Below are 19,964 nucleotides of genomic sequence, written 5' to 3' on the forward strand. Positions count from 1 at the left end.
ATCCCGATCCGGGCGGACTGGGCGTCGTTCCGGCCGTGCGGGATACCGGCGGAGGGGCTCCAGCCGCACCGCTCGCCCGGGACCGGGTGGAATGCGTGACGGATGCGGGGGTATTCGCGCTCCGACTTCGTACATCGGCGACCCATTCAGGGAGGCGGATCGCATGCTCATGGCCCACCCCGCAGTACTGCAGGACCTCATCGCCCAGTACGAGGCCCTCACACTGCTCGGCGCCGAGGAGAGCACACCGGAGGCCCGGCAGCGGCTGGCGGACATCTCCTACACGCTGTGCGTGGCCACCGGTACCCGGGACGTGGACATGGCCCTCATCGCCGCGCGCCACCGCCTCTCCGGCGCCCGCCCGGAGGACGACTCCCTGCTCCAGACGTCGCCCCCGTCCGAGCCGGCGTCCACGCTCCGTACGTCCGCCCGCACGGAAGAGGTGTCCGCGGTCTGAACCGGCCCCTCCCCCGGGGCTGTCGCCGCCGCTCCCCCTGAACTCGTCGCGTCCCGCTTCTGGTCGGCGGGACCTACCGGACGGTATACAGGCCCGGTCGAACGCGCGCGGGCCGCTCTCCGGCGGAGCCGCCGCGCGCCGCAGCGGGCTCAGGGGGAGGACTCATGACGAACGGGACGCGTCCGGCGGGCGGGGCGAGAGGCCGGCGGCGCGGCGCCGTGCTCGCAGCGGTGCTGGGCGGCTGCGCCCTCGTCGCCGCCGGCACGGCACCGGCCGCGGCGCACCCGGACGGACCCGGCCGCGCGAGCGCCTATGTCGCGCTCGGCGATTCCTACACCTCGGGTCCGGGCATCCCCCGGCAGGTGGACGCCGGCTGCGCGCGCTCGGACCACAACTACCCCTCGATCGTGGCCGGTCGCCGGCAGGTGGCCGCCTTCACGGACGTGAGCTGCGGCGGGGCGACGACCGCCGAGATGTGGCAGGCGCAGGGCACCAACCCGCCCCAGCTCGACGCCCTGGACCGGCACACGGACCTGGTGACGGTGCAGATCGGCGGCAACGACGTCGGCTTCGGTTCCATCATCGCCACCTGCGCCCGCCTGGCCGTCCAGGACCCGGCGGGCAACCCCTGCGAGCGCTCCTACACGGCCTCCGGCCTCGACCAGCTGGCGCTCACCATCGTGCGGACCGCGCCGAAGGTCGACCGGGTGCTGCGGGCGGTGCACGCCCGGGCGCCGCACGCCAGGGTGGTCGTCGTCGGCTACCCGGACCTCCTGCCCGACGACGGCAGCGGCTGCTTCCCGCAGGTCCCCTTCGCCCAGCAGGACTTCGCCTATCTGCGGGACACCGAGAAGCGGCTGAACCTCATGCTGCGGCTGGTGGCGGGCGTGAACCGGGCCGAGTACGCGGACACCTACGGCCCCACCGTCGGCCACGACATGTGCAAGGCGCCGGCGGACCGCTGGATCGAGCCCCTTCAGCCGGCCTCCCCCGCCGCCCCGGCACACCCCAACGCCAAGGGCGAGGCCGCCATGGCCGAGGCCGTGCTGGACCGCCTGGACCGGGGACGCGGACGGAACTGAGCCGGGGACGCGGACAGCACCGAGCCCGGGAGGCGGACGGAACCGGGCCGGGGCGGCGGGGCGGTCTTCCGGACCGGGAGGCCGCCCCACCGTCCGCTCAGCCGCCGAGCGCTCCCAGCACCACGGCCTGGGCCTCCTCCTGCACCCGGGCGAGGTGGTCGGCACCGAGGAAGGACTCGGCGTACACCTTGTAGACGTCCTCGGTGCCCGAGGGCCGGGCGGCGAACCAGGCGTTCTCCGTGGTGACCTTGATCCCGCCGATCTTGGCGCCGTTGCCGGGCGCCTCGGTGAGGACGGCGGTGACCGGCTCCCCGGCCAGCGTGTCCGCGGTGACCTGCGCCGGCGACAACTTGCCGAGCAGCGCCTTCTGTTCGCGGGTCGCGGGGGCGTCGATGCGGGCGTAGGCGGGTGCGCCGAAGCGGGCGGTCAGGTCGGCGTAGTGCTCCGAGGGGGTCCTGTCGGTGACGGCCGTGATCTCCGAGGCGAGCAGGGCGAGGATGATGCCGTCCTTGTCGGTGGTCCACACCGAGCCGTCCCGGCGCAGGAAGGACGCGCCGGCCGACTCCTCGCCGCCGAACCCGAGGTCGCCGCCGGCCAGTCCGTCCACGAACCACTTGAAGCCGACGGGCACCTCGACGAGCCGGCGGCCGAGGTCGCCGGCGACCCGGTCGATCATGGTGGAGGAGACGAGGGTCTTGCCGATGCCCGCGGCGGCCGGCCACTGGTCGCGGTGCCGGTAGAGGTAGGAGATGGCGACGGCGAGGTAGTGGTTGGGGTTCATCAGGCCCGCGTCCGGGGTGACGATGCCGTGCCGGTCGGCGTCGGCGTCGTTGCCGGTGGCGATGCGGAAGCGGTCGCGCTGCTCGATGAGGGAGGCCATGGCGTACGGCGAGGAGCAGTCCATGCGGATCTGGCCGTCCCAGTCCAGCGTCATGAACCGCCAGGTGGGGTCGGTGTGCGGGTTGACCACCGTCAGGTCGATGCCGTGCTGTTCCGCGATCCGCCCCCAGTAGGCGACGGAGGCGCCGCCGAGCGGGTCTGCGCCGATGCGCACGCCGGAGGCGCGGACGGCGTCCAGGTCCAGGACACTGGGCAGGTCGGTGACGTACGTGCCGAGGAAGTCGTACCGCTGGGTGGTGTCCGCGGCGAGCGCGCGGGCGTACGGCAGGCGGCGCACGTCCTTCATGCCGCCCGTGATGATCTGGTTGGCGCGGTCCTGGATCCAGGAGGTGGCGTCGGAGGCCGCGGGGCCGCCGCTCGGCGGGTTGTACTTGAAGCCGCCGTCGGCGGGCGGGTTGTGCGACGGGGTGACGACCACACCGTCGGCCAGGCCCGTGGTGCGGCCCCGGTTGTACGTCAGGATCGCGTGCGAGACGGCGGGGGTGGGCGTGTAGCCGTCCGCGCTGTCGACGAGGACGGTCACCTCGTTGGCGGCGAACACCTCCAGCGCGGTGGCCTTGGCCGGCTCGGACAGGGCGTGGGTGTCGGCGCCGAGGAAGAGCGGCCCGTCGGTGCCCTGGGCGGCCCGGTACTCGCAGATGGCCTGGCTGGTGGCGGCGATGTGGTCCTCGTTGAAGGCGCTCGCCAGGGACGAGCCGCGGTGGCCCGAGGTGCCGAACGCCACCCGCTGTCCCGGGTCGGCCGGGTCGGGGTGCAGCGTGTAGTACGCCGTGACCAGCCGGGCCACGTCGACAAGGTCCTCGGGACCGGCCGGCCGGCCGGCGCGCTCGTGCGCCATGAGTCGGTTCCTCCTCGATGGGGTAGTTCGCTCACCGCCCATCTTTCCTGTCAGGGGCGTGCCATGCGAGTGCGCCCCCGTCGACCGGGACACATCCGGCCCGCCGGGCCTGTGCTCCGGTCCTGGTGACCGCCGCGGCGGCCGGCGCGGCACGGCAGGCCGCGGGACGGTGCTCCGGCACCGGAGTCCGTGCCCGCCGGCCTGCCGTGATCCTGGCGGAGGTCAGCCGATGTGGTAGCTGTCGCCGTAGACCTTCCAGTCGAGCGGGGTGTTCAGGTCGAGGTTGCCCTTGCGCAGGAAGACCCGCTGCGCGGTGTCGACGCGGCTGGTGTCGCTGTGGGCCTCCTCCTGCTTCATGGCCCACACCCGGGCGTCCAGGAAGGCGTTCAGGTACGCCGTCTCGTCGCCGCCCTGGGCCGGCGGCTTGGCGCTGCGCAGGGCGCGCTTGCGGATGTTGCGGAAGCTGGTCGGGGCGTCGCCGTCGCCGTGCATGACGATGGCGTCGTAGTAGGCGAACTGGCCGAGCGCGCGCAGCCCGTCGGTCTTGCCCTGGGCGACGGCGGGGTTGAAGTAGACGCGGTCGCGTTCGTCGTTCTGGGCCTGCTGGAAGGCGGTGTCCTGGGCGGCCTTGCGCCAGTCCTTGGGGTAGTCGGGGTCCAGGCCCTGGTGCGAGTCGGTGCCGTTGACCTTCCGCAGGGCGGGCAGGTACTTGGCCAGGACGTTGCCGGGCTTGCGGTCGGCGTAGAGCTGGACGAGGTCGAGCATGTCGCCGGTCCCGGAACAGAAGCCGATGATGCCGGCCGTGTAGCCGCGCCCGTCGCCGATGTCCTCGATGTACTTGTACTGGGCCTTCCAGTCGAGCGAGGAGTTCTCCGCGCTCGACACCAGCTTCATGGCGATCTCCTTCTTCGCCGGGTCGTCCAGCCCCGGCGCCGCGGCCGAGGCCGTGCCGGCGCGGGAGACTCCGAGCAGGGCGCCGGAGGCGACGGCGCCGAGGGCGGCGACGACGGTCCGGCGGGAGAGACGGGTGGGGCCGGCGGGGCTCGCGGGGGCTGCCGCTTCGCGGTCTGCGTACACCACAGGGACTCCAAGAGGGAGTGGGGGGTGGGAGGTTGGTCCGTACCGGTACTGGTAGGAAAGTTTCCTATCAAACCCGGTGCGGGCCGGTAACCCGGCAGACGAGAAGTTCGTAGGATCGGACAAGCCGGCCGACGCGGCCATGACTCAGCCGTGCCGCGCCTTCCCCCGCTCCTGCGCGAGGGCGTACAACTCCCGTGAGGTCGTGATGAGTTCGCGCCTCTCCTCCCGCGATCCGACCATCGGCTGCGAGCCCTTGAGCGGGACCTGGGCGCTCTCGGGGAGGAACCGGACGGTGAGCAGGCCGATCGCGCCGGCCAGCATCAGGTAGTAGGCGGGCATGAGGTCGTCGCCGGTGATGTCGACCAGCGCGGCGGTGACCAGCGGGGTGGTGCCGCCGAACGCGGCGACGGCGATGTTGAAGCCGATGCCCATGGCCGCGTAGCGGACGGCGGTCGGGAACAGGGCGGGCAGGGTGGCCGCGCTGGGGGCGGCGAAGCAGGCCAGCAGCGTGGCCAGGAGCAGCACCCCGAGGACCGGCGGCCAGGTGCCGTGCGCCTTGATGAGCAGGAAGGCGGGGACGGCGAGCACGATCATCGCGGCCGCGGCGACGGCGTAGAGCGGGCGTCGGCCGACCCGGTCGCTGAGCCGCCCGAGGAAGGTGATCAGCACGACGATCCACACCATCCCGACGAGCACCAGGACGTCGGCGGAACCGCTGGAGCGGTGCAGGGTCTCGGTCTGGTAGGTCGGCAGATAGCCGGTGACCATGTAGTTCGTGACGTTGTAGAGCAGCACCAGGCCCATGCAGACGAGCAGGGCCCGCCAGTGGTTGCCGATGATGTCCTTGAACTCGCTGCCCGCCGACTCCTGCGCCAGCGCCTTCTCGTGTTCGTCCAGTTGCTGCTGGAAGGCCGGGGACTCCTCCAGCTTCAGCCGCATGTAGAGGCCGATCACGCCGAGCGGCCCGGCGATCAGGAACGGCACGCGCCAGCCCCAGGAGAGCATCTGCTCGTCCGTCAGGGACAGGTTGAGCAGGGTGACCAGGGCCGAGCCGAGGGCGTAGCCGGTGAAGGTGCCGAAGTCGAGCCAGCTGGAGAGGAAGCCGCGCCGGCGGTCCGGGGAGTACTCGGCGACGAAGGTGGTGGCCCCGCCGTACTCGCCGCCGGTCGAGAATCCCTGGACCATGCGGGCCAGCAGGAGCAGCGCGGGCGCGGCGATGCCGATGGTGGCGTAGCCGGGGATCAGGCCGATGGCGAAGGTGCCGGCCGCCATCATGATCATGGTGGTGGCGAGCACCTTCTGCCGCCCGATCCGGTCGCCGAGCGGCCCGAAGACCAGTCCGCCGAGCGGCCGTACGACGAAGGCGGCGGCGAAGGTCGCGAACGAGGAGATGACCTGGGCGGCCGGGGAGGCGCCGGGGAAGAAGACCTTGCCGATGGTGGCGGCGAGGTAGCTGTAGACACCGAAGTCGAACCACTCCATGCAGTTGCCGAGCGCGGAGGCACCGACGGCGCGCCGGAGCAGCGGGCGCTCGACGACCTGGACGTCGTCCGCGCGGAAGGCCCCCCGGTTGCGGCGGAGCCTGTGGGTCAGCTCCTCGCGGACCTGGCGCGGCAGCCGCGCCACCGCCCCGGTCACCCGCCGCCTGTCCCGGTCCTCCCGTTCCCCACCGGTCCGCGCATCGCTCATGAGCGCCTCCTTGCTCCGCTCTCCGTTGATCACCGCCTGCCCCTGTGGCCGATTCAGAAACGGAACCGCTCAATCCCATCCGGGACGGCGGTTGGACTTGCGCGGCGCCGCGGAGCAGGGTGGAGGGCCCGCACGCCCACGCGGGACACCCCCTACGGCACCACCCGGAGAAGACCCGATGACGTACGTCGCGGACCCCGCTCGCTACGACGGCACCATGCGCTACCGGCGCACCGGCCGTTCCGGACTGGACCTGCCGGTCCTGTCCCTCGGCTACTGGCACAACTTCGGCGACGACCGCCCCTTCGAGACCCAGCGCGAGATCGCGCTGCGCGCCTTCGACCTGGGGATCACCCACCACGACCTCGCCAACAACTACGGCCCGCCGTACGGCGCGGCGGAGCTGAACTTCGGACGGCTGCTGCGCGAGGACCTGGCGCCGTACCGGGACGAGCTGGTGATCTCCACCAAGGCCGGCTGGGACATGTGGCCCGGCCCCTACGGGCAGGGCGGCGGCTCCCGGAAGTACCTGCTGGCCTCGCTGGACCAGTCGCTGTCCCGGACGGGCCTGGACTACGTCGACATCTTCTACTCCCACCGGCTGGACGCGAGCACGCCGCTGGAGGAGACCATGGGTGCGCTCGACACCGCCGTCCGCCAGGGCAAGGCCCTGTACGTCGGCATCTCCTCCTACGACGCCGAACGCACCCGGCAGGCCGCCGCGATCCTGCGCGAGCTCGGCACCCCGCTGCTGATCCACCAGCCGTCGTACAGCATGCTCAACCGCTGGATCGAGACCGACGGCCTGCTCGACGCGGCCGAGGAGGAGGGCTTCGGGGTCATCGGTTTCACGGCGCTCGCCCAGGGCCTGCTCACCGGCCGCTACCTGGACGGCGTACCGGCGGACTCCCGGGCAGCGCGGGGCACGTCCCTGGACGCCGCCTGGCTGACGGAGGACCTGCGCGGCCGGCTGCGTGCCCTGAACGACATCGCGGCCCGGCGCGGGCAGACCCTGGCCCAGCTGGCGCTCGCCTGGGCCCTGCGGGACGAGCGGGTGACCTCGCTCGTCATCGGCGCCTCGCGGGTCGAACAGCTGGAGCAGAACGTCGCCGCGCTGGAGAACCCGTCCTTCAGCGACGAGGAGCTGGCCGAGATCGACCGGTACGCGACCGAGGGCGGCGTGGACCTGTGGCGCGACGCCCGGCTGGGGAACCTCGACTGAGGCGCCGGGGGCGGTCCGCGCTCGCGCCCGACGGGATCGCGCGGGGGCACTGGATGACAACGCGGTGGCACTCCATGACATTTTTCACTGACATGGAGGAATAAATAGGACATAATGGACGTCGTTCCCCACAGTCCACTCCGCCCCCCAGTCCACCGCCCCCGCGCACCACGCCCCGCGACCGCAAGGAGCCGCTCCCCGTATGGCGCACGGAGCCCACCGCAACCCCCTCCTGCCTCCCCACCCCGACCTGACCCTCGCCCGCGACTGCGAGCAGTGCCTCGGGTGGGGGACCGTCGTCACCCGCGACGGGGACCACGAACTGTGCCACTCGTGCCAGCCCGATCCCTCCGGCGACCAGGGGGCGGCGGCCTCCGGATCCTGACGCTCCGCCCCCCGCCCGCTCGGGCCTCCTCCCCCGGACGATCAGACTCCGGGGTAGGGTTCGGCTAAAAGTTTCACCAAGAAACATTCAAGCCGGACTGGGGGGCACCATGAGCGCCGCACGCACCAGCAGGACTCCGCTGCCGGGTATAGGGGTCCGGTACGACCTGACGACACGCGAACACCGCCACGTGTCGGTGGTGGCCCACCGGGACGGTTCGCGCACCCTCAGTGCCTACCGGCGCGACGATCCGGACGCCTGCGCCCTGTCGGTCCACCTCACGGGCCAGGAGGCGGAGGCGCTGGTCGACGCCCTCAAGCCGACCCACCACAGCCCCACGCTCCTGTCCACCACGGAGCTGGGCCTGGTGGCCGAGCGGATCGAGCTGTCCGGGACCTCGCACTGGAACGGACGGCTGCTCGGCGAGACCCGGATGCGCACCGACACCGGCGTGTCGATCGTGGCCGTCCTGCGCCGCGCCGAGGCGATCCCCTCCCCCGGCCCCGGCTTCCGGCTGGCCGGCGGGGACACGCTGATCGTCATCGGCACCCGCGAGGGTGTCGACGCCGCCGCCGCGATACTCGGGCGGGAGTGATCCGGATGCACTCCTCCGCGGTCTTCCTCATCGAGTTCGGCGCGATCATCCTGGGCCTCGGGCTGCTGGGCCGGCTCGCCGCCCGCCTCCGGTTCTCGCCCATCCCGCTGTATCTGCTGGCCGGACTCGCCTTCGGCGAGGGCGGTCTGCTGCCGCTCGGCACCAGCGAGGAGTTCGTGGCGATCGGCGCCGAGATCGGCGTGGTCCTGCTGCTGCTCATGCTGGGCCTCGAATACACGGCCGGCGATCTGGTCTCCAACCTGAAGACCCAGTACCCGGCCGGGATCGTCGACGCGACCCTCAACGCGCTCCCCGGCGCCGCCATGGCCCTGCTGCTGGGCTGGGGTCCGATCGCCGCCGTCGTCCTGGCCGGCATCACCTGGATCTCCTCCTCCGGTGTCATCGCCAAGGTCCTCGGCGACCTCGGCCGGATCGGCAACAGGGAGACACCGGTGATCCTCAGCATCCTGGTCCTGGAGGACCTGTCCATGGCGGTCTACCTGCCCGTCGTGACGGCCCTGCTGGCCGGGACCGGCTTCGCGGCCGGCAGCGTCACGCTGGCCATCGCGCTCGGCGTGGCGGGCCTGGTGCTGCTCGTCGCGCTCCGCTACGGGCGGCACATCTCCCGGTTCGTCTCCACCGACGACCCCGAGAAGCTGCTCCTGGTCGTGCTCGGGCTGACGCTGGTGGTGGCCGGTGTCGCCCAGCAGCTCCAGGTCTCGGCGGCGGTCGGCGCGTTCCTCGTGGGCATCGCCCTGTCCGGGGAGGTCGCCGAGGGCGCCCACCACCTCCTCGCCCCGCTGCGGGACCTGTTCGCGGCGGTGTTCTTCGTCTTCTTCGGCCTGCACACCGACCCGGCGAGCATCCCGCCGGTGCTGCTGCCCGCACTCGCCCTGGCGATCGTCACCAGCCTCACGAAGATCACCACCGGTTACTGGGCGGCCCGCCGCGCGGGCATCTCGGCGCGCGGCCGGTGGCGGGCCGGCGGCACCCTGGTCGCCCGCGGCGAGTTCTCCATCGTCATCGCGGGGCTCGCCGTCACCTCCGGCATCGACTCCGACCTCGGCCCGCTGGCCACCGCCTACGTGCTGCTCCTGGTCGTGCTCGGCCCCCTCACCGCCCGGTACACCGAACCGCTCGCCCGGCGCCTGACCGGCCGCCGGGACCGGCCCGCGGCACCGGAGGCCGAAGCCGGCCCGGACACCGCCGCGCCGGACCGTCACGACCAGCACGACCAGGAAGCCTCCGTCAGCCGGCCCTGATCGCCGCACTTCCGCACCGACGTACCGTTGAGGCATGTCGCCTCCGCTTCCGGGTCCGCTGGCCCACCTGGAGCCGCTGCTCGGCCACTACGGCTACTGGGCCGTGGGAGCGGTGGTCTTCGTCGAGGACTTCGGCGTCCCCGCCCCGGGTGAGACCATCCTGCTCGCGGCCGGCGTGTACGCGGGCACCGGGCGGCTCAACGTGGTGGCCGTGGCGGTCATCGCGTTCGTCGCGGCCGTCGCCGGGGACAACCTCGGCTATCTGATCGGCCGGGTCGGCGGGCGGCCCTTCGTGCACCGCTGGGGCAGGTACGTCTTCCTGACGCCCAAGCGGTTCGAGGCCGCCGAGGCGTTCTTCACCCGGCACGGCGGCAAGATCGTGACGGTGGCCCGGTTCGTCGAGGGCCTGCGCCAGGCCAACGGCGTCATCGCGGGCACGACCGGCATGCGCTGGCGCCGCTTCCTCGCCTTCAACGCCCTCGGCGCGGCCCTGTGGGTCGGCCTGTGGACGACCCTGGCCTATCTCGCGGGCAGCCACATCACCGCGATCTACGACGAGATCCGGCGGTACCAGCTGTACGTCCTCATCGCCGTCGCCGTCCTCGTCGCGGCGTTCGTCCTGCGGCACGTCGTGCGGCGGCGCCGCGAGACCTGATCCGGACAGTGGTTTGGACGACGGCACAGCGGCAATTCGAATGGCGACCGAAGACCACGTCTATGTGGGGATGTGACACGTGATGGCCGGCAACCAGAAGGCGAAGGCCAAGGCGGAGCAGGCGAAGGGCAAGGCCAAGGAGGCCGCGGGCCGCGCCGTGGGCAACGAGAGCGTCGAGGCCGAGGGCCGCGCGACGGGCGCCAAGGGCGACGCCCGGCAGGCCAAGGAGAAGATCAAGGACGTCTTCAAGCACTGACAAGCGGTCCGGCGGCGCCACGGGCCCGGAGATCCCGCGCGAGCGGGCCTCCGGGCCCGTTGCGCTGTGCGCCCGCGCCGCCCCCACCAGGCGTTCGTGAGCATCCGGAGGATTCCTGGGCGACGTCCCCTTGACCGGCGGCCCAGGGGGTAACCGACCAGGGACGGCACGACCCCCCTGTGCACAGGAAGGGCCCCTGACCCCAGAGGAAAAGGGCAACGAGGTATGGACATCCCGCTCAGGACCCACGTGACGACGCAGGACCGCCCCAGGCCGCTGCGCTACAGCCGCACCTGGGACACCGGCATCTCCAGCATCGCCGAGGCGAGAGACGCCGTCGCGGCGCTGCTGGCGCGGGCGCGGCCGGCACCCGGGCGCCGCCCTCTGCAGGATGCCCAGCTCGTCGTCAGCGAACTCGTCACCAACGCGGCCAAGCACGCGCCCGGCCCGTGCGCACTGGGCCTGGAGCTGCTGCCCGACGCCACCGCGCTGCGCATCACCGTCACGGACACCTCCGGGGAACCGCCGCGGCGGCGTCCCCCCGATCCCCGGCGGGTCGGCGGCCACGGCCTGCACCTGGTGGCGATGATCTCCCGCGGCCTGGACGTGACCTGGCTGACCCGCGGGAAGCGGGTCACCGCGACCGTGCCGCTCGGTCCGGCGACCGCCTGACGGCCGGCGGTCGCCGGGCCGTCAGGCGACCCTGATGCCGACGATGCAGGTGTCGTCGTCGGTGTCCGACCTGCTGTAGGTCAGCAGCCGGTCCAGCTGCTGGTCCAGGGTGCTGGGCGCCGCGCGCGCCGTCTCCAGCAGGTGCGACACCGACTCCTCCACCGAGCGGTCCCGGCGCTCGATCAGGCCGTCGGTGTACATCAGCAGGGTGTCCCCGGCGGCCAGCTGCAGTTCCGTCTCCTCGTAGCGCGCCTCCGGGACGGCACCCAGCAGCAGGCCCTTGACCGGAGGCAGCGCGGTGGCGTCCGACTCCCGGACCAGCACCGGCGGCAGATGGCCCGCCCGCGCCCAGCGCAGGGTGCGCCGCTCGCCGTCGTACAGGCCGCACACGGCGGTCGCGGTGACGGCCCCCGTCAGATGGTGCGCGACGATGTTCAGCCAGGACAGCAGCTGCGCCGGGCCGGCGCCGGTCACCGCGAGGCCGCGCAGCGCGTTGCGCAGGACGACCATGCTGGTCGCGGCCTCGATGCCGTGCCCGGCGACGTCGCCGACGCACAGCAGGACCAGCCCGGAGGGCAGCACCACGGCGTCGTACCAGTCGCCACCGACCAGGTGCTCGGTCTCCGCGGGCCGGTAGCGCACCGCCACCTGGAGGCCGGACACCTGCAGCGGGGCCTGGGCCGGGGGCATGATGGCGTGCTGGAGCTGGAGGGTGAGCCGGTTGCGCTCCAGGGCCTGCTGCTCGGTGTGGGCCAGCTGGTCGCGGGTCGCGGCGAGGGCGACCTCGGTCCAGTGCTGGGCGGAGATGTCCTGGTAGGCGCCGCGGAGGCCGAAGAGCTGGCCGGCGGTGTCGAGGACGGGCTCGGCGACCACCCGGATGTGCCGGGTCACGCCGTCCGGGCGCAGCAGCCGGAAGGCGGCGGAGGCGGGCCTGCGGTGGTGCATCACGGTGCGCAGGAAGCGGCGCAGCACGACGGCGTCGTCGGGGTGGGCGTGGGCCGGCAGGTCCTGGAGCGCGACCGGCGGGCTCGTGGGCGGGCGGCCGTACAGGCTGAACAGCTGGCCGTTCCAGGTGATCTCGCCGGTGAGCAGGTTCTCCTCGAAACCGCCGATCCGGCCGAGCCGCTGGGCGTGCTGGAGCAGACTGGCGAGCCGCGCGGTCTCGTCCTCGATGCGCCAGATCAGCAGCAGGCTGGTGCCGTGCCGGCTGATGCTTATGTCGGCGACGGCGGACAGCGGCACCTGGTCGACCAGCGCGGTCAGCCGCATCCGGCGGGCGCGGAACGGCTCGCCGGTGGCGTAGACCCGTTCGACCCGCTGGAACAGCTCGCTGTCACCGGCGGCCATCGGGTAGGCCTCCAGCAGCAGGGCGCCGCCCACCACCGCCCGGGGCCGGCCCGCCGGGTCCAGGAAGCGGCTGTTGACGTGCTGGATGCGGAAGTCGACCAGCTGTCCGGTGTCGTCGAGGTGCGGCACGAGCACCAGGGCCGGGTCGTGCAGCCCGTCGGCGAGGTCCATCAGCTCGACCACGTCGGGCAGCAGCCCGGGTTCCGGGGAGGTGCCGGGCGGCGGCACGAAGCTCTCCAGGGAGTGCGCGCACAGCTCGGCGAGGGCTTCGACCTGCCGGACGACGGGGCGCGGCAGCGGCTCCTCCGGCTTGGGCCAGGCGATCTCCAGGACGCCGTGGATCCGGCCGCCCGCCCCCGCGGGTACGGCGATCCGGGCGCCGTCGGCGTACTCGCGGCGGCCGATCGTGGGCAGCCCGGACCCGGCGAGCGACGGCAGCCACTGCCCGTCGGGCTCGGTCAGGCCCCGCCGGGCCACGGTGGCCACGTCGGGCGGGACGTAGTGCCAGCGGGCCGCCTCGCCCGGCGGGAAACCGGCGCTGCCCGCGAGGGTCAGCGAGCCGTCGGAGCCGGCCGACCAGATGGCGACGGCGACCGCGCCCAGCGGGCGCAGGGCGTGGTCGAGCAGGGAATCTGCCATCGCCTGGGTGTCGTGCGCGGCCAGGACACCGCTCTCGGCGGCGCGCAGCCGTACGGCGGCGGACCCCTCCACGGGCCCGGACGGGTCCGCGGCGGCGGACAGGAACGCCTCGGTGACCTCCGCGACGCGGTCCCGGGCCGCCTGGTTGATGACGTCCACCGCGAACTCCAGCGGGGTCACCTGTGCCTGCTCGGTGAGTTCGGCGAGCTGGCGGGCGGCCTGGGCGGGGCCGCAGCCGAGGCGTTCGATCAGGATGCCCTTGGCCAGTTCGATCAGCGCCCGGCCCTCCGCCTCGGCCTGCGCCGTCCGTACCTCGTGGCGCAGCCGCTCCACGGTGGCGGCGAGCCGGCCGACCGGGGTGGTGGCGGGCACGCCGGACGACGGCGCGTCGGCGGCGGGGAGCTGGGCGGGCACGTCTGCCGGCGTGCCCGGTTCGTACGCGTTCACCGGATCGGTACTCCTCGGCCTGCGGTGGGGCGGGCGCACTGTACCGTGCTCGTGGCCGTGATCATGCGGGGAGCCAGCGTCGGACACAGGCGATGAGGTCATGGGTGTCGACCGGTTTCGTGACGTAGTCGCTGGCGCCGGAGGCGAGGCTCTTCTCCCGGTCGCCCTGCATGGCCTTGGCGGTCACGGCGATGACCGGCAGGTCGGCGTACTGCGGCATCTTGCGGATCTCGGCCGTGGCGGTGTAGCCGTCCATCTCGGGCATCATGACGTCCATCAGGACGAGTTCGACGTCCGGGTTGTGCAGCAGCGTCTCGATGCCCTTGCGGCCGTTCTCCGCGTGCAGGACGCGGAAGCCGTGCAGTTCGAGGATGCCGCTGAGCGCGAACAGGTTCCGGGCGTCGTCGTCGACGACGAGGACGGTACGGCCGCGGGTGTGCTCGTCGACCGGTTGGGGTGCGGTGTGCTGGGTCTCGTCCCCGCGGACCAGGGTGAGCACCTCACCGGGTTCCTCGGCGGACAGGTGCAGCGCGATCCGTTCGCGCAGCTCGTCCAGGCTGAACAGGTACTCCAGCGAACCGCCCGCGGTGTCCTCCACGGGGGGCTCGGTGCGGTGCGAGCCGTGCACCAGCACGGGGACGCCGGTCAGGGCCGAGTCGGCGCGCAGCGCCTCAAGGAACCGGGCCGACTCCCCGTCGGGCACGCCGAGTTCCACGACGACGCAGTGGCAGGGTTCGGCGGCGAGGGCACCGGCCGCCTCCTGGGCGCCGACCGCGGTGATGATGTCGACGGGCGCGCCGTCGCCGTCGGCGCGGCCGGTCTCCAGGTCCCGGACCACGCTCTCGGCGACGAGCGTCAGCAGTCCGCGCGGACGCTCCTCGACGACGAGCAGCCGGCGTGGCCGCTCCCGCCGCGCGAGGACCGGCGGCCGCTGCTGGACGGGACCGCCGTCCGGTGCGTCCGTGGCCCCGTGCTCGGCCTTCGGGACGGCGCGGCCGTTGCGCAGGAGTTCGTCGAAGTCCGGCCGGGCCACGGGGAGGAAGAGGGTGAAGGTGCTGCCCCGGCCGGGGGTGCTGTCCACGGTGACGGCGCCGCCGAGCAGGTGGGCGATCTCCCGGGTGATGGACAGACCGAGCCCGGTGCCGCCGTACTTGCGGCTCGTGGTGCCGTCCGCCTGCTGGAACGCGCCGAAGATGGTCTCCAGCTGCTGTTCGGGGATGCCGATGCCGGTGTCCTTCACCCGGAAGGCGACGACCGCTCCGCCGCGTACCACGCCGCCGGGCACCTCGTCGTCGCCGGCGGGTTCGACGCGCAGTTCGACGCTGCCCTGCTCGGTGAACTTCACCGCGTTGGACAGCAGGTTGCGCAGGATCTGCCGGAGCCGGGAGTCGTCGGTGAGCAGGTCGGCGGGGGCGCCGGGGGCCGTGGTGACGGTGAAGTCCAGGCTCTTCTGCGAGGTCATCGGGCGGAAGGTGGCCTCGACGTAGTCGATCAGCTGCCGCAGCGGGACCCGTTCGGGGCTGACGTCCATCTTGCCGGCCTCGACCTTGGACAGGTCCAGGATGTCGTTGATGAGCTGGAGCAGGTCGGAGCCGGCCGAGTGGATGATGCCCGCGTACTCGACCTGCTTCGGGGTGAGGTTGCGGGAGGGGTTCTGGGCGAGCAGCTGGGCCAGGATGAGCAGGCTGTTGAGCGGTGTGCGCAGCTCGTGGCTCATGTTGGCGAGGAACTCGGACTTGTACTTGGAGGCGAGCGACAGCTGCTGGGCGCGCGCCTCCAGTTCCTGCCGGGCCTGTTCGATCTGGAGGTTCTTGGCCTCGATGTCCCGGTTCTGCTCCGCCAGCAGCGAGGCCTTCTCCTCCAGTTCGGCGTTGGAGCGCTGCAGCTCCTCCTGCCGGGCCTGCAACTCCTCCGAGCGGAACTGCAGTTCGCTGGTCAGCCGCTGCGACTCCTCGAGCAGTTCGTCGGTGCGGGCGTTGGCGACGATGGTGTTGACGTTGATCCCGATGGTGTCCACCAGCTGCTGGAGGAAGTCCCGCTGGACGGTGGTGAACGGGGTGACGGCGGCCAGCTCGATGACGCCGAGGACCTGCTCCTCGAAGACGATCGGCAGCAGCAGCAGCGCGGTCGGCTCGACCTGTCCGAGCCCGGAGGAGATGGTGACGTACCCGGGCGGCAGCTCGTTCACGGCGATGGTGCGGCGGCTGCGCGCGGCCTGGCCGACCAGGGAGCGGCCGAACGCGATGCGGACGGGCCGGGTGTCCTCCTCGGGCCGGCCGTAGGAGCCGACGAGCCGCAGCTCGGGCCCGGACTCGTGCTCCTCGGCGAGGTAGAAGGCGCCGTACTGGGCGGACACCTGCGGCACCAGCTCGTCCATGATGAGCTCGGCGACGACCGGCAGGTCGCGGTGGCCCTGCATGAGGCCGGAGATCCGGGCGAGGTTGGTCTTGAGCCAGTCCTGTTCCTGGTTGGCCCGGGTGGTCTCGCGCAGGGACTCCACCATGGAGTTGATGTTGTCCTTGAGGTCGGCGACCTCACCGGAGGCGTCGACGGTGATGGAGCGGGTCAGGTCGCCCTCGGCGACGGCGCTGGCGACGTCGGCGATGGCGCGAACCTGACGGGTGAGGTTGCCGGCGAGTTCGTTGACGTTCTCGGTGAGCCGCTTCCAGGTGCCGGAGACGCCCTCGACCTCGGCCTGCCCGCCGAGCCGGCCCTCGGTGCCCACCTCCCGGGCGACCCGGGTCACCTCGTCCGCGAACGCGGAGAGCTGGTCCACCATCGTGTTGATGGTGGTCTTCAGTTCGAGGATCTCGCCGCGGGCGTCGACGTCGATCTTCTTCGACAGGTCGCCCTTGGCCACGGCCGTGGTGACCAGCGCGATGTTGCGGACCTGGCCGGTGAGGTTGTTGGCCATGGAGTTGACGTTGTCGGTGAGGTCCTTCCAGGTGCCGGCCACGTGGGGCACGTGCGCCTGTCCGCCGAGCCGGCCTTCGGTGCCCACCTCGCGGGCCACGCGGGTCACCTCGTCGGCGAACGCCGACAGGGTGTCGACCATGGTGTTGATCACATCGGCGAGGGCGGCGACCTCGCCCTTGGCCTCCACGGTGATCTTCTGGGAGAGGTCGCCCTTGGCGACGGCGGTGGCGACCTGGGCGATGGAGCGGACCTGGCCGGTGAGGTTGGAGGCCATCACGTTGACATTGTCGGTGAGGTCCTTCCAGGTGCCGGCGACCCCGCGCACCTGCGCCTGACCGCCGAGTCTGCCCTCGGTGCCCACCTCGCGGGCCACCCGGGTCACCTCGTCGGCGAACGCGGAGAGCTGGTCCACCATCGTGTTGATGGTGTTCTTCAGCTCCAGGATCTCGCCCCGCGCGTCCACCGTGATCTTCTGCGACAGATCACCCTGCGCCACCGCGGTGGCCACCTGGGCCACGTTGCGCACCTGCGCCGTCAGGTTCCCGGCCATGAAGTTGACCGAGTCCGTCAGGTCCCGCCAGGTGCCCTTGACCCCCTTGACGTCCGCCTGACCGCCGAGTCTGCCCTCGGTGCCCACCTCGCGGGCCACCCGGGTCACCTCGTCGGCGAACGCGGAGAGCTGGTCCACCATCGTGTTGATGGTGCTCTTGAGCTCCAGGATCTCGCCCCGCGCGTCCACCGTGATCTTCTGCGACAGATCACCCTGCGCCACCGCGGTGGTGACCTGCGCCACGTTGCGCACCTGCGCCGTCAGGTTCCCGGCCATGAAGTTGACCGAGTCCGTCAGGTCCCGCCACACGCCGGCGACGCCGGGGACCTGGGCCTGGCCGCCCAGCCGGCCCTCGGTGCCGACCTCCTTGGCGACCCGGGTGACCTCGTCGGCGAAGGCGGACAGCTGGTCCACCATCGTGTTGACGGTTTCCTTCAGCTGCAGGATCTCACCGCGTGCGGGCACGTCGATCTTCTGGGACAGGTCGCCCTTGGCCACGGCCGTGGCGACCTGCGCGATGTCGCGGACCTGCGTGGTGAGGTTGCCCGCCATCGCGTTCACGGAGTCGGTGAGGTCGGCCCAGGTCCCGGAGACGCCCGGCACCTGCGCCTGCCCGCCGAGGGTGCCCTCGGTGCCCACCTCGCGGGCCACCCGGGTGACTTCGGAGGTGAACACGGACAGCTGGTCGACCATGCCGTTGAAGACGGTGGCGATGTCGCCCATGAGCCCGGTGGAGTCGTCCGGCAGCCGGGTGCCGAAGTCCCCGTCGCGCACCGCGGTCAGTCCCGCGAGCAGCATTCTCAGTTCGTGGTCACCCGGGACAGCCTCGGTCGTCCCGGTCGCCTTGCCGGCCATGCGCACCCTCGATCCGCTCCCCTAGAGCCCCCGCGGCGAGGGCTCGGAACCGCGGCCGGGAGCACAGCGCGGCCCGGCCGGTGGTGTGTGCATTTCCGCAGTTCACGGATTTGCATGATGAGAAAAATACGTCGCAGGCTAACCCACCATCACGGCCTCGGACAAAGCATCCGGCCAACCCTCGGCACCCATGGAATTCACCGGCTCCACACAGGTGTGAAGGCGCGTCGAGCGGGTACGCGCATGGGTTTTGCCCAAGGGCGCGGTCAGCCGGACACGCGCAGGAATCTCGTCAGGGGCGTGCCGGGCGTTGCCGGGCGGGGTTCGTCCGCCCGGCCCACCGCGGACGCCCAGTCCGGTGGCGTCTCGCCGTCCACCACGAACTCCAGCAGCAGCGGCCCGCGCCCGGCGAGCACGTCCGCCCAGACCGAGCCGACGTGCCGGGGCCGGTCGCAGCGGACGGCGGGCAGTCCGGCGAGGCGCGCCCACTCGGCGTACGGCAGGGCGGGGACCTCTGCGGAGAGCGGGATGAGCGGGTCGCCGGCGGCGGCCCGGCGCTGCCAGGTCAGCCGGTTCAGGTCGCCGTTGTTGAAGACGCAGAACACCAGCGGGGGCAGCCCGGCCAGCTGTTCGAGGTGGCGGCGCACGGTGAGCAGTTCGTTCAGGCCGCCGCCCTGGAGGGCGCCGTCGCCGACCAGGGCGATCACCGGCCGGTCGGGGGCGGCGAACCGGGCGGCCACGGCGTAGGGGACGGCCGCGCCGGGCAGGCCGAGGTGGGCCGAGAGCAGGGACCGCATGCCGGCCCGGAGCCGGAGGTGGCGGGTCCACCAGTCCAGTGAGGTGCCGGAGTCGGTGACGACGACGGCCCGGTCGGGCAGCCGCTCCGACAGCTCGGCGACGACCGAACGCGGATTGACCGACGTGCCGAAGTAGCGGCGGGACCTGGCCGCCCCCTCGTCGCGCCAGGCGCCGACGAGCTGCTCGACCCGGCCGCGCCAGGAGCGGTCGGTGGCGAGGCGCAGGAGCGGGGCGAGTGCTTCCAGGCAGGCCGTGACGTCGCCGGTCACCCGGACGGCCGGGGCCCCGCCCGGCAGCGGGCAGTCGCCGGGCTCCGGGTCCACGGCGACGATCCGGCACCGGCCGGGGCGGGGCAGCAGGGCGGGGTCCAGGTCCTCGGCGCCGGCGAGCAGCAGCGTGTCGCACTCCCGCAGCAGGGTCGCGGCGGCCTCGCTGCCGAGCGGGCCCGCCACACCGGCCAGGTACGGCAGGTCGTCGGGCAGCGCGTCCCGGGCCAGGGCCGTCGTGACGACGCCGGCACCCAGCAGCCGTACCACTTCGGCCACCTGGCCGGACGCCTGTCGGCCCGCGTTCCCCACGACGACGGGCTTCCGGGCGCCGTCCAGCACGTCGGCGGCGCGGCGCAGGTCCTCCTCGGCGGGCGGTCGCGGGTGCGGTGGACCGGGCGGGGCGGCGGGCGGTGTTCCGGGCGCCGGGGCGGCGAGGACAGGACGGGGCACGACGAGGCTCGCCACTCCCCGGTCGGTGAGCGCGGCCCGCGCCGCCCGGTACAGGGCGTCGTCCATCAGCTCCGGCGCGGACACCTCCTCGCAGTACACGGAGACCTCCGCCAGATGGCGCACCGCCCGGCCGCCGATGTGCCGCGCGGCCGGGTCGGCGCCGACGAGGGCCAGCACGGGGGCGCGGTCGGCCGCCGCGTCGTACAGCCCGCCCAGCAGCCGCAGCACTCCCGCGCCGGGCGGGGCGAGGCAGCAGCCGACGCCGCCGGTGAGCTTGGCCTGCGCGCAGGCCATGAGCGCGGCGGACTCCGCACCGCGCGCCTGCACGAACCAGGGGGCCGCGGGCGCGCCGCGCAGGGCACCGACCAGCGGGTCCACCGCGAGCCCCGGTGTGCCGTACACCCGGTCCACACCCATGTGCCGCAGCCGGGCGGCGACCACCTCGGACACGTTCACCACGAAGGCCTCCCCGGGGACACGGCGCCCACTCGTCCGCGCCACCGGGTAGCCGCGCGCCGGCCCCCGCAAACCGGGCCGCGCGCCGGCCGGACCGTTTCGAACGCGCGGAGCGGGGGCACCCGTGCCAGGCTCGGAGCAGAG

General features: G+C 72.8%; 15 protein-coding genes. 9 read left to right on the forward strand and 6 right to left on the reverse strand.

Annotated elements, in window-relative coordinates:
- The first annotated feature begins 163 nt into the window (after nt 1-163).
- Together AB0946_RS14930 and AB0946_RS14935 are read left to right on the forward strand one after the other, a co-directional pair.
- Entirely contained in the window at nt 164-457 is a 294-nt protein-coding gene (locus AB0946_RS14930) for a DUF5133 domain-containing protein (RefSeq protein WP_366760987.1), read from the forward strand.
- 164 nt (nt 458-621) lie between these two features.
- Nucleotides 622-1,539, forward strand: coding sequence for an SGNH/GDSL hydrolase family protein (locus tag AB0946_RS14935; protein WP_366760988.1), 918 nt, complete (start codon nt 622-624; stop codon nt 1,537-1,539).
- 97 nt (nt 1,540-1,636) lie between these two features.
- Here AB0946_RS14935 and pgm read toward each other — a convergent pair whose 3' ends face one another.
- The 3 genes from pgm to AB0946_RS14950 form a co-directional block, all read right to left on the reverse strand.
- The gene (gene pgm, locus AB0946_RS14940; RefSeq protein WP_366760989.1) at nt 1,637-3,277 is read right to left on the reverse strand and encodes a phosphoglucomutase (alpha-D-glucose-1,6-bisphosphate-dependent); all 1,641 of its coding nucleotides are present in this window, start codon (nt 3,275-3,277) and stop codon (nt 1,637-1,639) included.
- Between the two features lie 222 nt (nt 3,278-3,499).
- Nucleotides 3,500-4,357 (reverse strand): chitosanase, encoded by an 858-nt coding sequence (locus tag AB0946_RS14945; RefSeq protein WP_366760990.1) that lies wholly within the window; start codon nt 4,355-4,357, stop codon nt 3,500-3,502.
- Between the two features lie 144 nt (nt 4,358-4,501).
- The gene (locus AB0946_RS14950) at nt 4,502-6,046 is read right to left on the reverse strand and encodes an MFS transporter (RefSeq protein ID WP_366760991.1); all 1,545 of its coding nucleotides are present in this window, start codon (nt 6,044-6,046) and stop codon (nt 4,502-4,504) included.
- 178 nt (nt 6,047-6,224) lie between these two features.
- On the opposite strand from AB0946_RS14950, the gene mgrA reads away from it, so the two are divergent.
- The 7 genes from mgrA (at nt 6,225) to AB0946_RS14985 (ending at nt 11,093) form a co-directional block, all read left to right on the forward strand.
- A complete protein-coding gene (gene mgrA, locus AB0946_RS14955; RefSeq protein WP_366760992.1) occupies nt 6,225-7,268 on the forward strand; it encodes an L-glyceraldehyde 3-phosphate reductase in 1,044 nt (347 codons plus the stop codon).
- Between the two features lie 202 nt (nt 7,269-7,470).
- Nucleotides 7,471-7,653, forward strand: coding sequence for a hypothetical protein (locus AB0946_RS14960; RefSeq protein ID WP_366760993.1), 183 nt, complete (start codon nt 7,471-7,473; stop codon nt 7,651-7,653).
- Between the two features lie 109 nt (nt 7,654-7,762).
- Nucleotides 7,763-8,248: a TrkA C-terminal domain-containing protein gene (locus AB0946_RS14965; protein ID WP_366760995.1), complete on the forward strand. Its 486-nt coding sequence runs from the start codon at nt 7,763-7,765 to the stop codon at nt 8,246-8,248.
- A gap of 5 nt (nt 8,249-8,253) precedes the next feature.
- A complete protein-coding gene (locus tag AB0946_RS14970; protein ID WP_366760996.1) occupies nt 8,254-9,510 on the forward strand; it encodes a cation:proton antiporter in 1,257 nt (418 codons plus the stop codon).
- Between the two features lie 34 nt (nt 9,511-9,544).
- Nucleotides 9,545-10,165, forward strand: coding sequence for a DedA family protein (locus tag AB0946_RS14975; RefSeq protein ID WP_366760997.1), 621 nt, complete (start codon nt 9,545-9,547; stop codon nt 10,163-10,165).
- An 82-nt stretch (nt 10,166-10,247) separates the two neighbouring features.
- Nucleotides 10,248-10,421 (forward strand): CsbD family protein, encoded by a 174-nt coding sequence (locus AB0946_RS14980; RefSeq protein WP_171159093.1) that lies wholly within the window; start codon nt 10,248-10,250, stop codon nt 10,419-10,421.
- Between the two features lie 249 nt (nt 10,422-10,670).
- Nucleotides 10,671-11,093, forward strand: coding sequence for an ATP-binding protein (locus tag AB0946_RS14985; RefSeq protein ID WP_366760999.1), 423 nt, complete (start codon nt 10,671-10,673; stop codon nt 11,091-11,093).
- Between the two features lie 21 nt (nt 11,094-11,114).
- Here the strand turns inward: AB0946_RS14985 and AB0946_RS14990 are convergent, their stop codons facing one another.
- The 3 genes from AB0946_RS14990 to AB0946_RS15000 form a co-directional block, all read right to left on the reverse strand.
- Entirely contained in the window at nt 11,115-13,493 is a 2,379-nt protein-coding gene (locus tag AB0946_RS14990) for a SpoIIE family protein phosphatase (protein ID WP_366761100.1), read from the reverse strand.
- Nucleotides 13,494-13,587: 94 nt separating this feature from the next.
- The gene (locus AB0946_RS14995) at nt 13,588-17,847 is read right to left on the reverse strand and encodes a HAMP domain-containing protein (protein WP_366761000.1); all 4,260 of its coding nucleotides are present in this window, start codon (nt 17,845-17,847) and stop codon (nt 13,588-13,590) included.
- A gap of 266 nt (nt 17,848-18,113) precedes the next feature.
- A complete protein-coding gene (locus tag AB0946_RS15000) occupies nt 18,114-19,823 on the reverse strand; it encodes a thiamine pyrophosphate-binding protein (RefSeq protein ID WP_366761001.1) in 1,710 nt (569 codons plus the stop codon).
- Between the last annotated feature and the right edge of the window lie 141 nt (nt 19,824-19,964).

It is taken from the genome of Streptomyces sp. NPDC046870 (assembly GCF_040704595.1).
Taxonomy (GTDB): domain Bacteria; phylum Actinomycetota; class Actinomycetes; order Streptomycetales; family Streptomycetaceae; genus Streptomyces; species Streptomyces argyrophylli.

What these genes read in the sequence shown, in the direction of transcription:
- AB0946_RS14930 (WP_366760987.1), top strand. Translation starts at nt 164, where the DNA reads ATGCTCATGGCCCACCCCGCAGTACTGCAGGACCTCATCGCCCAGTAC.
- AB0946_RS14965 (WP_366760995.1), top strand. Translation starts at nt 7,763, where the DNA reads ATGAGCGCCGCACGCACCAGCAGGACTCCGCTGCCGGGTATAGGGGTC.
- pgm (WP_366760989.1), bottom strand. Translation starts at nt 3,277, where the DNA reads ATGGCGCACGAGCGCGCCGGCCGGCCGGCCGGTCCCGAGGACCTTGTC.
- AB0946_RS14975 (WP_366760997.1), top strand. Translation starts at nt 9,545, where the DNA reads ATGTCGCCTCCGCTTCCGGGTCCGCTGGCCCACCTGGAGCCGCTGCTC.
- mgrA (WP_366760992.1), top strand. Translation starts at nt 6,225, where the DNA reads ATGACGTACGTCGCGGACCCCGCTCGCTACGACGGCACCATGCGCTAC.
- AB0946_RS14970 (WP_366760996.1), top strand. Translation starts at nt 8,254, where the DNA reads ATGCACTCCTCCGCGGTCTTCCTCATCGAGTTCGGCGCGATCATCCTG.
- AB0946_RS14960 (WP_366760993.1), top strand. Translation starts at nt 7,471, where the DNA reads ATGGCGCACGGAGCCCACCGCAACCCCCTCCTGCCTCCCCACCCCGAC.
- AB0946_RS14935 (WP_366760988.1), top strand. Translation starts at nt 622, where the DNA reads ATGACGAACGGGACGCGTCCGGCGGGCGGGGCGAGAGGCCGGCGGCGC.
- AB0946_RS14950 (WP_366760991.1), bottom strand. Translation starts at nt 6,046, where the DNA reads ATGAGCGATGCGCGGACCGGTGGGGAACGGGAGGACCGGGACAGGCGG.
- AB0946_RS14980 (WP_171159093.1), top strand. Translation starts at nt 10,248, where the DNA reads ATGGCCGGCAACCAGAAGGCGAAGGCCAAGGCGGAGCAGGCGAAGGGC.
- AB0946_RS14995 (WP_366761000.1), bottom strand. Translation starts at nt 17,847, where the DNA reads ATGGCCGGCAAGGCGACCGGGACGACCGAGGCTGTCCCGGGTGACCAC.